The organism is Leptospira saintgironsiae (assembly GCF_002811765.1).
In the GTDB taxonomy this organism is placed as follows: Bacteria; Spirochaetota; Leptospiria; order Leptospirales; family Leptospiraceae; genus Leptospira_B; species Leptospira_B saintgironsiae.
In genome coordinates this window covers 22,080-33,883 of record NZ_NPDR01000014.1, presented here as the reverse complement: position 1 = coordinate 33,883, position 11,804 = coordinate 22,080, and the positions used below count along the sequence as shown (strand labels likewise).

Sequence of the window (11,804 nt, the reverse complement as noted above, 5' to 3'; positions counted from 1 at the left end):
TTCCTAACTGAAAGTTTTAATGTTGGTAGAGTAAGGGAAGGGTCAGTAGTCCAATTATATGTTGACACTGATGGAGTCGGAGGAGCCAATCATTATATTACAGCAAGAGTAGTGAAGAAGTCAAATGGGACTTTTGATTTGGCAATTTTTGATCACACTGATAGTAAAATAAAAGACATTAGTATCAGGGATTATTACAGAGAATATAGAAAAGCAATCCATCGGATTATGCTATAAATTACTGGAAAGAGGAACTCTATTTTATGTATCGAATTCTTTTAGTGGCGATGTGTTTGCTAATTTTTCTTTGTAAAGATAAACAATCTGAGAATGAGATTAAAGGGAAAAGTTCTAACGAAAATATTCAGCCCCGGCAATTTTCGATTTATGGAATCCCGGATAATGAATTTACAAATGCATCATTGAGAGATTTTGTCGGATCTCCAAGGCCGAATAATCGATTAGAAGCGTGCCTTGAGATAAGTGAAGAGAATAAGTTAATTCGAATTATTTATTCTGACTTTAAATCGAGTGAATCTAAAAATCTTTCTTTCAATATAGTAAAAGAATCAGTTTATTCAGTAGAATATAGTGGGAAAACTCTTTATTTAAGGAAATATATGCAAGGAAGTCGCTCTCGACTTCTACTCACATTCAGTCATGATAATGTTGATTCAGAACAGAGCGTTCAAGCTGCACTTGAAAGTGAAAAAGCTGGAATAAGTGTTACTTATGGAACGGAATTGAAGGGAAAGAATTTAGATCGATGCTATTTGGAGATGCTGCAAAAGGTAGAATTCCAAAAAGAGCAAAAGACGTTTGGAGAAGAAGAAGCTAAGCGTCATCGGGAAGGGAAATAAATGCTTTAGTTCAAAAACCGTCGAATATTCGATGAAGTTCATCTAACAGTCAATCATTGATATAAACCTCCAAGACCTAAGGCTATCTTGGAGGAGCCTGAGAAATGGAGATAAGCCTTCCAGCTGGCGAATTTTTGTTCAAGGCTAGATGAAGCCTCCAAAGGTTATCATAGTAGATATATTCGAAAATAACCGAGTGGGGGCATGAAGATCGAGATATGATCTTAAATTCCCTTTTAAAAGATCTGTTCCGCCATACGGAACTACATTAAACCTGCTAACTTGATTTTATGAAACTTAAGTTGAGAATTAAAATAGAAAATTGAATTAAGTATGAAACAGTGCATGCTTGCTTTGATTACTGCAATATTAGTTCTTTTGGGAACGACTTTATATTTTGGAAACCTTCTGCTTAATGAGTCTTCAATCGAAGACACAATCGAATACGCTACCAAAGAATCAGATACCGCTCTTGCATCGGGCGATAAACTGGCATACGTCATTCTAAAAAGACCTAAAGGGTCCTTCGGAGGTTATTACTACTATTTCGGGGTGAAGAAAAGTAAGGATACCTTTCCATTTATCCAAAAATATACTCCTGTTTTAGATTCGGATAAAGATAAATTTGATAAAATCGAAGGATTGGATGAGTGTGAGGGAGATTCTTACGTTCTAACTTTAAGAGTCGGTGACACAATTAAATACCTTCAATTTAACCCTTATGATAAGAATACAAATGAAGTAGACGAGAAAGTATTGAAGACTTGTAAACGTGGAAGGCCATAGATCACAAATTAGAATTGCATAATATCGTATTTCCTTTAAAAACTCTCCAATCGCTGGGGAGTTTTTATATTTTACCTCCTCGTAACCAAATCATATTCCAGATGGATAAGAAAGACCTAACCAAACTCTCTCAAAAGATCATCGAACTTTATGAGAGATTAGGTAATGATACCACACTTGGAAAGAATGCCTACGTTATACAAGCCAATCGAGAGTTAGGCAAGCTACTCAACCAAGTAGAGAAAGGTTTAAGCACAACAGAGAGAAAGAAGGGCAGCTGGATCAAAATCCTCTCTACAGAGCTAAAAAAGAAACTCAAACGTGGTTTTTCTGAGAGAATGCTCTTTTACGCTAAGAAATTCTACGAAGTATATGGAGAATCTAAAGTTAATCCCAATCTTAGTTGGAGCTACTACCGAATACTTTCTGGCATAGAAGATACTAAACTTCGCAAGACTTTAGAAGCGGAAACAATCCAAAACAATTGGACCTTAGAAGACCTTGTGATCCGCCTAAGGGAATCCGGGGAGCTTTACCTAGGCAAAACACCTAGATGGGACCGTCCAACCGGAAAGTTAAATCATTATAAAATCGTTAAAACAGCTTCAGGAAAACTTCGCTTGGACTTAGGATTTTATTGTTACCTAGGCTTAGAGGGAGAAAGCAAGTTTAAGGAAGGTCATCTAGTAGAGGTAACGAAAAAGAACAATAAGACTGTATTCACTAAGATTGATTCGAAGAATGCCAGCCTCTATATCTACTCAGGCCAAGTTGAGCGAGTAGTAGATGGAGATACGGTCATTGTACAACTAAACCTTGGTTTCGACTTAACATCGAGACAAAGGATACGATTACATAAGGTATGGGCAGCGGAACTTGGAACAAAAGAAGGAGAAACGGCCTTTCATGCCTTAGAGAAAAAGCTTAAAGCAGGTAGGGCTGTTATTGTGAAGAGTAAGGGAAAGGACATCTACGGAAGATACGTAGGCGATGTTCTTTATTCTCCGAATAAGAATGATGATATAGCGACCATATTGAAGAAGGGTATCTTTCTGAACCAAGAACTTGGGGGTTCATCGGAGAACCCTATTGTAGAGGAAGGAGAGAATCGAGTATAAAGTATTTTTAGAAAGCTTCTCTGCACTTCCTTTTGATATGGAAAACCTATCAAATTCTTTTAAAAATACTTTACAAAAGGTAAAGTAAATGTAGTCTACATATAAGTAGAATGATCCAATCTTTTAAGGATAAAAGTGTCGAAAACCTTTTTCACGGTTATTCGGAGAAGGAGTTTAAAGCCTTTGAGGATGTTGCCCGAAGAAAGTTGAGATCTTTGGATTCAGCTACGAATCTGACTGATCTACGTAGTCCGCCTGGAAATCGATTGGAAGCTTTAAAGGGAGACAGAAAAGGACAACATTCCATACGAATCAATGACCAATTCAGAATATGTTTTGTATGGAAGACAGAAGGTCCCCACGACGTAGAAATTGTGGATTATCATGCTTGAGGTAAAGAGATGAAGAAGGCAAAGACAGTGAAGAATCCTCATCCTGGAGATGTATTAAAATATGATTTTTTGGAACCACTCTCTATATCTGCATATAGGCTATCGAAAGAGCTTGGAGTATCGGAAAGTTTGATTTCACAAATTATTCACGGAAAGAAATCAATCACGCCAGATACAGCAATGAGGTTAGCTCGATATTTCAATATGAGTCCAGAGTATTGGCTGAACTATCAAAGGGCTTTCGATTTAGAGGAACTTGCCAGGGCGAAGAAATTGGAATATGCAAAGATAAAGCCTATTAAAAAAGAACTAGTTTCTACTGCTCATTGAGCTAGGCATCACCGAATAAGAATAATCATTTAAAGGTAATATTTCGAAAGAAGTTTGACATAAATTATCAAAGTATCATATAAAAGGCAAAAGGCTCGATCAATCTTCGGATTGGTTTGAGCCTTTTGTAGTAATAAGGCCAACTGCACAATTGTGCAGAGAAGGTAAAAGTTCTTTAACAACGATTTTCTAATGAAGAGGGATCTGAATTAGAAGAGATAAAATCCTGCTTTTAAAGTAAGCGACAGGGATACGTAGGGCTTTAGTCCCGAGCATGATTATAAGCATGAGTCTTAGCTTTAAGTAAGAGTAGCGAAGGGATGAGCGAATAGCGAACCCGGAGAAGCCCGGTCCCGCGCAACGCGGGAGTCGCCCAAGTCAGCAGAAGGCATGTTTGAGAAGATCTGGTCGAACATCAAAGGCGAGGCCAAGTTAGTGTTCGGAATGAGCGATACAGGCCAAATCCGAGTAAATGAAAAAGGCCAGTTAGAGTTTGATACATGCTTTGTAGCAGGGACATTAATCAGAACAAAAGAAGGCTATACAGCAATAGATAAACTGAAAGTAGGAGACTATGTATTATCCCATAATGAGAAGACAGGGATACTATCCTACAATAAAATCACAGAAACATTTATCCACGATGTTCCAGCAATCTATAAGATCACATATACAAATGGAACGGAAGTAGAAACCACCTGGAACCACCCATTCTATATTAAGGGAGAGGGCTGGACTCAGGCTAAGTTCTTAAATCCAGAACAAAGATCCGTAACAGCATCTAGTATTCGTAATGCAGCGATCCTGAGAGAGATGAGTGATAGACCTCAGATGAGTATCTCACTTGCTGCTCTTAATAATAAGGCAACGGTTACACCTTGGAATGAGTTGTACGAGGGAACTGCAGGGATTGCGAAGATAGAGAGAGTGATCCGCCCAGAGAAGGTGTATAACATCGAGGTGGAGGGAGATCATAGTTACTTTGTGACGAGAACTGGGTTGCTTGTGCATAATTATGAAGTAAATCCGAAATTAGAGCTACTTCCTTCGAACGACGTTAAAGGATTAACTACCGTAAATAAAGAACCGAAATACCAGAAGTTAACGATGGATGGTAGGACTTATGAGAAGGTAGTAGATGGAAAGGGCAACGTATCTTTTGAAAGTAAGCTGACCAATGGAGAGAAGGTTGTTCTGCAAGTAACACCTGAGGGAATGATCAAGCGAACTACCCATTCACCAGCTGAAAGTAAACTCTGGGGAATGATCAAGATGTCGCCTAAGACGACGACAGAATATTTAAATCCTTCCGGAGAAGTCTTAGGGCACGATGCAGTTGTTCGTATAGCGGATAGATTTACTGATTCAGTGAAATCAGGAACAGATCTTGCGGAATATACGAAGAACGGGAAATCCGCGCCATTGGATGCATTGCCTGAGAGACGAGTTAAGGAATTAACCGATCCGAATAATAAAAAGTTAACATCGATCAAGGTCGATGGTCTTGCTTATGACCGAGTCATAAAAGGTAACGAAGTTTTCTTTGAGAGAACAGCGAACGGTGTCAAAGAAAGCATTTCGATTCTGTCAGATGGATTATTGCATAAGACAGCAGTTAGATCCAACGGAGAAGTATTACCAGAAAAGTTCCTGAAACCGAATGGTCGAGAGGAAGTCACTCCTGAAGGTAGAGAGAGAATTGTAGATGCAGGTAAGAAGGGTTCTGACATTGCATTCTTAGATAATTCGAAGAAGGCATCTGAAACGATCTCTCTTAAGAAGGCAAATGAGCTAAATAATCCGAAATCTAAAGGTTACGATACAATCAAGGTCGATGGAATTGCTTATGAGAAAACCGTAAAAGGGAATGACGTAACTTACGAGAGGAATCGTGCAAACGGTTTGAGAGAAATACTAAGTCTAAAACAGATTGGTTCAGAAGCTGTTATCGAAAAACAAGTAGTTGTTGGGGATAAGATCGTATCGACGGATTTACTCAAAGCTAATGGAAAGGATCCTGTTACTCCTGAAGATCAAATACGCTTAAGAGATTCACATAAGGACGCAGTAGCTGCAACAAGTATAGCGGGAAAGAATTCGGATCATTTTAATTCCGAGCAGGTCAATGCGATCAACAAGGGTGATAAAGTTAAAGGAATAGGCAAGTCAGTTGATATCTTGAAGGTAGGCGAACATTCTTATTATAAGACTGTAGACGAAACAAGTGGAAAGATATCTTTTGAGAGAGTCGGGCTCGGTGGAGTAAAAGAAAGCATCTCAATTCGCGGTGAAGGAATATTTGAGCGCACTGTAACAAATCAGGACAGTAGTAAATCAGTTGAACATTTGACATTGGATGGTAAAGCGGTTTCTCCGGAACGAAGGATCGAAATAGCAGATTCTAATAAATCTGCTACCGAACTGAATAGGTTAGCAGATAAGGTGAAAAAGGAATCTATTCTCCCTTCTGGACTACCTGGACAAGAAGTTGTTTTTCTACAAAATGGCGATGAATCCAATCGTAAGTATGATTCCATTCGTGTAGGCAAAGAAGTATATTATCTTACTAAAGATAATGAAGGTCGAGTTGCTTATGAAAGGACAAATAAAGAAGGCGTTAAAGAAAGTATTAGAGTTGCTTCAGATGGGTTCTTGGAAAAAACAATTACGAATTCAGATGGTAGGGTTGAATCTGAAATACTAAATTTGGACGGAAAGAAATTTACATCTGAAGAAAGAGTTCGGATTGCAGATGAAAATCCGAGAGCGTCCAAGCTCGAAGACCTCGCAACAATAGGAAAGGGTAAGAATTTAGAACGCCGAGTGGAACTTTTTCCTAATTCTGAAATAGGACAGTTGCGCTACGGCGGAAGCACTGAGACTAGAGAGGGAAGGCGAGTTTATGACTCAATTAAAATAGGTGATAAAACTTATTACTCTACTCGAGACCCAGAAACAGGAATCTTTATTTATGAACGAACCGGAATAGATGGTCATAAAGAACAGTTTAGCGTTACAGTTGAAGGATTACTTGCCAAGTCTAAGCATGTAGAAGCGAATTTCCTCGGCTTTGGTGAAAAAACTATATTAGAATATTTTAAAATGTCTACTGATGGTTCGGGCAAATTGATATCAGTGAGTGAAGGGGAGAAAGAAAGAATAACTGAGAACCTGCGATTGACCGCGAAATACGGTAATTCCGATCCTAACACTGGCCTCTACGTTAGTAATAGAGAAAATTTCGGAACCTTAAATGAGACTAGTGTGAAAAACATTCTTGGAGTTCGTGAGAATTCAGGTGGTGGATTGGTAAATAGTTTTCTTGATGGTGCAACGAATCTCTTTAGAGGGCAAGGGATTATGGAATCTCGTCGTAATCAAGCCATCAAAGAAATGGAGACCAGTAAGCTAACAGAGTTTAGAACCGGGCCCGGCGAAAAAGATGTCAAATCAAAAGATGAATTTATAAAAAAATCTCCATACCAAAATGCTGAAAGATACAAAACTACGACGGAGCGTGCTTTTGAAGCATATTCCATTCGGAAGATAGAGGAGAATCCGAATTTAAGTGCGTCGGAGAAAAGTGAACTAAAGAATGCCTTGTACAATCGTTTGGTGGATCCTAAATATGCAACACAACATGGGGCGAATGAAGGCTTGAAGCTTCAAATGGCTGCCACTGTAGAGAATATGCGTGAGACATTCGGGCGTAAGGGAGAAAGGTTTACATTTGATTCGAAAGTGTGGGGAACAGATAGCGAAGCAAAAGCCCGTTTTGAAGCAGTGAAGAGTTTGATTTTTGGGGCCAAAGATGCGGCAGAGGTTGGAAATTCATTTGGTTCTCCCGTGTGTAAGATGTATGCAGGTTACGTTCAAGGGATTATGAATGGAGCCTATGAAGGTAGTTTTGCGCAGTATATGACAGATCGCTTCCGAACGGGAGATGTGGATATGACTAAGATGGACTATGGAAGAAATGACAAATTCGGCCAGTGGCTTCCTGGCGGACCCGCGCCGGTCTTAGATCAAGGAGGGGAAAATCCTGGAGCGCATGAACGGGGTGTGTTTCCATCTTATAATCTTAATCGAATCAATGAGGATATGCAAAAACTTTCAGTTCATAGTATTGAGAATTTTATAACTGAAAGCGTTAGTGTTGGAAAGATTAGGGAGGGATCTGTTGTTCAATTACATGTTGACACGGACAGGAAAGGAGGAGCAAATCACTATTTGACTGCGAAAGTAGTTAGGCTTTCGGATGGAAAATTTGGTTTAAAAATTTACGATCATACAGATGGAACAGTTAAAGGTAAATCATTGTTTGAATATTATGATATGAATAAATTCATTCATAGAGTTATGTTGTAAATAGGGGTAAGTGATGTTGATTTTACGAAATACCATTTTTGTTTTATGTTTTTTCATTTTTTTCTGTAAAGAAAAGGATTCGAATGCTTTGGAGGCAGGTAGTTCGCAGCAAAATAAAATCTATGAGAATAAAAGTTCGAAGAAACTTTCCCTCTATGTTATTTCTGGCGGATGGGACATTGTTCGTAACCAGCTGAGGAGGTTTTTAGGTTATCCTACTGCTAACGAATATTTTGATGTCTGTTTAGAGTTAGACGAAGATGCTAAGAAAAGTAAGATTGTATATGCGGATAGGAAAGAAAGTGACTTTATCGAATTAACAATTCAGAAAAAATCTGATCTCGAATATTCGATATCTCGCGGGGGTGAGACTCTTTATTTGAGAAAGATAGTTGATGATGGAGATAAGCAGCTTTTCTTTTCATTTGACTATAGTAATGTTTCATCAGAGACGGCTTTGCAAGAGGCTAAAAATGATAGAAAGAAGAGTGGGAAATTGATAGCGTATGGAAGCCTGCAGCAAGATGAAACTTTTTCAGAATGCTACGACGAGTTACAAAAGAAATTAGAATTTCAAAAGGAACAAGAAACCTTTGGGAAGGAAGAGACACAGCGTCATAAGGAAGGTAAGCCTTAATTTAAGAGATTAGTATATGAAATTTATCCAACAATTATACTTGATAGTTATCCTAATTCTTTTAGTTGTCATTGTATATTTAGGTTATTTGATATATCAGGGTTCCTCAAATGAAGATATAATTGCATATTCAACCAAAGAATCCGGAACAGCTCTTGTATCAGGAGAAAAGCTCGCATACGTCATTCTAAAACGGCCAAAAGGAGCCTTTGATGGTTATTATTACTACTTCGGAGCGAAGAAAAGTAAGGACACCTTTCCGTTTCTTCAGAAGTATTCTCCAGTCTTAGATTCAGATAGAGATAATTTCGACAAGATCGAAGGATTAGATGAATGCGGAGGGGATTCTTACGTTATAACCTTGCGAGTGGGCGACACGATTAAATACCTCCAGTTTACTCCTTATGATACGAAGACAAATGAAGTAGATGATAAGGTATTGAAGACTTGCAAACGCGGAAGGCCTTAAGTTTACAAATTAGAATTGCATAATATCTTATTTTTGTTAAAAACTCCCCAATTGCCGGGGAGTTTTTTTATTATATCCTCCTTGTGATCAAAGCGCATTCCAATGGACAAGAAGGCCCTAAATATTCTCTCGAATAAGATCATTAAGCTCTATTAGAGATTAGGTAATGATACTGCACTAGGAAAGAACTCCTACGTCATACAAGCAAATCGAGAGTTAGGCAAGCTGCTCAACCAAGTAGAGAAAGGTTTAAATACAACAGAAAGAAGCAAAGGAAGCTGGATCAAGATCCTCTCTACAGAGTTAAAAAAGAAACTCAAACGAGGTTTTTCGGAGAGAATGTTATTCTATGCTAAGAAGTTCTATGAGGTATACGGAGAATCAAAGGTTAATCCCAATCTCAACTGGAGTTATTACAGAATACTATCTGGAATAGAAGATGCGAAACTTCGTAAAACATTAGAAACAGAAATAATCCGAAACAACTGGACCTTAGAAGACCTTGTGATTCGCCTGAGAGAATCCGGTGAGTTATATGTAGGCAAAACGCCTAGATGGGACCGTCCAACTGGAAAGTTAAACCATTATAAAATCATTAAAACAATTTCAAGGAAACTTAGCCTGGACTTAGGATTTTATTGTTACCTAAGCTTAGAAAGCAAAATTAAGTTTAAAGAGAATACTTTAGTAGAAGTTAGTAAAAAGCATGGTAAGAATATTCTAACAAAACTAAACTCGAAGGATGCAACCCTTTACATATACTCAGGCCAAGTGGAGCGAGTTGTAGACGGAGATACGATCATAGTACAACTAAACCTGGGTTTTGACTTAACATCCAGGCAGAGAATCAGATTACATAAAGTTTGGGCTGCTGAACTTGGTACAAAAGAAGGTAAGAGTTCCTTCCACTTTCTCGAAAAGAAACTCCCTAAGGGTAAACAGGTAATAGTAAAGAGCAAAGGAAAGGACATCTATGGTCGATACGTAGGCGATGTTCTTTATTCATCAAATAAGAATGATGATATAGCGACCATATTGAAGACAGGTATCTTTCTGAACCAAGAACTTGGGAGTTCATCAGAAAACCCTATCATAGAAGAATAATAATCATTTAAAGGTAATATTTAGAAAGCTGTTTGACAGACATTATCAAAGTATGATATAAAAGGTAAAAGGCCTGACTGATCTAATAGATTGGTTCAGGCCTTTTACAGTAATAGGGCTAACTGCACAATTGTGCAGAGAGGCCTTAAGTTCTTTAACAACGATTTTCTAATGAAGAGGGATCTGAATTAGAAGAGATAAACCATGCTTTTAAAGTAAGCGACAGGGATACGTAGGGCTTTAGTCCCGAGCAAGATTATAAGTATGAGTTATAGCTTTAAGTAAGAGTAGCGAAGGGATGAGCGAATAGCGAACCCGAAGTAGCCCGGTCCCGAGCTTGTCGAGGGGGTTGCCCAAGTCAGCGGAAGGTATGTTTGAGAAGATCTGGGCGAACATTAAAGGCGAGGCTAAGTTAGCCTTTGGAATGACACCGCAAGAGGAAAGAATGCACTGCGCAAGAGTCCGATTCGAGGATTAACTTCCTTTTTTGCTCTAAATTAAAGTGAAGTTCAATTCGCTTGGAATAAACCATCGCTACAATTGCTGTTAGCAGTTGCAGTACTAACCGGGCTGGAAGTATTCGAATAAGTTGTTCTGGTTACGAATTCGTAATTCCAAAAAGAAATAAATTCAAACGAAGTACATTTTCCTGATACAGTGAGCCCTGGATTTCTTTGGGCACAGGTTTGAGTTGAACTCCAGGCACCGGCACCATTATCGCATATGTCAGACGTCATAAGTGTACCAACAACATGATCCGTACAACCTTCACTATCAAAAATAGAACCAACATTATTACAACTTCCACCTCCGGATACGGATGTGTTTTTTGCCTGTATCGTAAACGAAACGGGAAAAGATCCTGATTTATCAACAAGTAGAATTTCATAATTCCCTGTTGCTTGCGGATAATGGATGGAATTTTTTGAAGTCAATGATCCACCTGGAGATATCGAGGTGTTTTTCATAATATCGGATCCGTTTGAACCAGGCGGGTACAGTGAGGCATTGCTGATCGATTCGAATTCTACTAAATCAATACCGACTATAAAATCTTTATATGTAGGTCCAACATTTAGCTTATAAAGTTTTTCGTCCGCTGCGGAATTGATCGTTACGCTCAAAGCAGAACCATTCATCGTCAATGTAGATGCAGTCACGTGAGTGATCATACTTTCTAATGGTTTCGACTTTGCTACAATTTGATTATTCACGAGAAGAGAAAAATTGTAATTTCCATATGGCCAAGAAGTAGAATTGAAGTAGCTCGTAAAATTTCCAATATCTTGTGTTGTCCATGGATTATTGAGTGTATCCCTTATGGAGAGGCAAGATCCCATACAATTATTACTATCAGCTAGATAAAAAGAGACAGGCCCTGTCCACATTCCAGTACCTACCTGAGAGATCTTATAATTAACTGTAACCAAATCTCCCGGTTTGTAATTTTCAGGACTAACAGAAAGAATTTCAATCTTTGGAGCCTCTTCCGGGATCTCAATTTGTCCTCCGGAAGAGGAAATTCCGGAAACTGCTGCGAGCGTAGTTAGTTGTTCCAGTTGTGGGTTCCCGGAAGATTGGAAGCAGGATGTGAATATTATAAAAAAGAATATAAATGATATTAGAAGTTGATACATTATCCGAAATTCAAACAGGCTTACTTTTTATTAACTAATAATATAGAATTTTTAGGGTCTTATCAGGACAACAAAATTAAAATTGAAAGGAAGTGTGAAATAA

Annotated in this window: 11 protein-coding genes; 10 read left to right on the top strand and 1 reads right to left on the bottom strand. The window is 38.4% G+C overall.

Translation table 11 applies throughout. From position 1 onward, the window contains the following. From CH362_RS19320 to CH362_RS18380, 10 genes are all read left to right on the top strand, one after another. On the top strand, positions 1–237 hold a 237-nt coding region (locus CH362_RS19320; protein WP_208859619.1), incomplete at its 5' end, for a hypothetical protein. 26 nt (positions 238–263) lie between these two features. Beyond that, entirely contained in the window at positions 264–860 is a 597-nt protein-coding gene (locus CH362_RS18420; RefSeq protein WP_100711780.1) for a hypothetical protein, read from the top strand. Between the two features lie 333 nt (positions 861–1,193). Further along, the gene (locus CH362_RS18415) at positions 1,194–1,646 is read left to right on the top strand and encodes a hypothetical protein (RefSeq protein ID WP_100711779.1); all 453 of its coding nucleotides are present in this window, start codon (positions 1,194–1,196) and stop codon (positions 1,644–1,646) included. Between the two features lie 101 nt (positions 1,647–1,747). After that, positions 1,748–2,764, top strand: a complete 1,017-nt coding sequence (locus CH362_RS18410; protein ID WP_100711784.1) for a DUF1016 N-terminal domain-containing protein — start codon at positions 1,748–1,750, stop codon at positions 2,762–2,764. A gap of 110 nt (positions 2,765–2,874) precedes the next feature. After that, on the top strand, positions 2,875–3,156 hold the full coding sequence (locus CH362_RS18405) for a type II toxin-antitoxin system RelE/ParE family toxin (protein ID WP_100711778.1): 282 nt from the start codon (positions 2,875–2,877) through the stop codon (positions 3,154–3,156). Positions 3,157–3,165: 9 nt separating this feature from the next. Continuing rightward, entirely contained in the window at positions 3,166–3,486 is a 321-nt protein-coding gene (locus CH362_RS18400) for a HigA family addiction module antitoxin (RefSeq protein ID WP_100711777.1), read from the top strand. 390 nt (positions 3,487–3,876) lie between these two features. Next, positions 3,877–7,854 carry a Hint domain-containing protein gene (locus CH362_RS18395; RefSeq protein WP_100711776.1) on the top strand — a complete coding sequence of 1,326 codons (3,978 nt, stop codon included), beginning with the start codon at positions 3,877–3,879 and terminating at the stop codon, positions 7,852–7,854. Positions 7,855–7,867: 13 nt separating this feature from the next. Continuing rightward, positions 7,868–8,491: a hypothetical protein gene (locus CH362_RS18390; protein ID WP_100711775.1), complete on the top strand. Its 624-nt coding sequence runs from the start codon at positions 7,868–7,870 to the stop codon at positions 8,489–8,491. A gap of 16 nt (positions 8,492–8,507) precedes the next feature. Then, complete coding sequence (locus CH362_RS18385; RefSeq protein WP_100711774.1) at positions 8,508–8,960, top strand: hypothetical protein; 453 nt, start codon at positions 8,508–8,510, stop codon at positions 8,958–8,960. Between the two features lie 198 nt (positions 8,961–9,158). After that, complete coding sequence (locus CH362_RS18380) at positions 9,159–10,064, top strand: DUF1016 N-terminal domain-containing protein (RefSeq protein ID WP_244280650.1); 906 nt, start codon at positions 9,159–9,161, stop codon at positions 10,062–10,064. A 509-nt stretch (positions 10,065–10,573) separates the two neighbouring features. Here the strand turns inward: CH362_RS18380 and CH362_RS18375 are convergent. Beyond that, positions 10,574–11,701 (bottom strand): hypothetical protein, encoded by a 1,128-nt coding sequence (locus CH362_RS18375; protein ID WP_100711773.1) that lies wholly within the window; start codon positions 11,699–11,701, stop codon positions 10,574–10,576. Positions 11,702–11,804: the final 103 nt, after the last annotated feature.

Coding starts and splice junctions, on each gene's coding strand:
- CH362_RS18420 (WP_100711780.1), top strand. CDS start 264: ATGTATCGAATTCTTTTAGTGGCGATGTGTTTGCTAATTTTTCTTTGT.
- CH362_RS18415 (WP_100711779.1), top strand. CDS start 1,194: ATGAAACAGTGCATGCTTGCTTTGATTACTGCAATATTAGTTCTTTTG.
- CH362_RS18410 (WP_100711784.1), top strand. CDS start 1,748: ATGGATAAGAAAGACCTAACCAAACTCTCTCAAAAGATCATCGAACTT.
- CH362_RS18405 (WP_100711778.1), top strand. CDS start 2,875: ATGATCCAATCTTTTAAGGATAAAAGTGTCGAAAACCTTTTTCACGGT.
- CH362_RS18400 (WP_100711777.1), top strand. CDS start 3,166: ATGAAGAAGGCAAAGACAGTGAAGAATCCTCATCCTGGAGATGTATTA.
- CH362_RS18395 (WP_100711776.1), top strand. CDS start 3,877: ATGTTTGAGAAGATCTGGTCGAACATCAAAGGCGAGGCCAAGTTAGTG.
- CH362_RS18390 (WP_100711775.1), top strand. CDS start 7,868: ATGTTGATTTTACGAAATACCATTTTTGTTTTATGTTTTTTCATTTTT.
- CH362_RS18385 (WP_100711774.1), top strand. CDS start 8,508: ATGAAATTTATCCAACAATTATACTTGATAGTTATCCTAATTCTTTTA.
- CH362_RS18375 (WP_100711773.1), bottom strand. CDS start 11,701: ATGTATCAACTTCTAATATCATTTATATTCTTTTTTATAATATTCACA.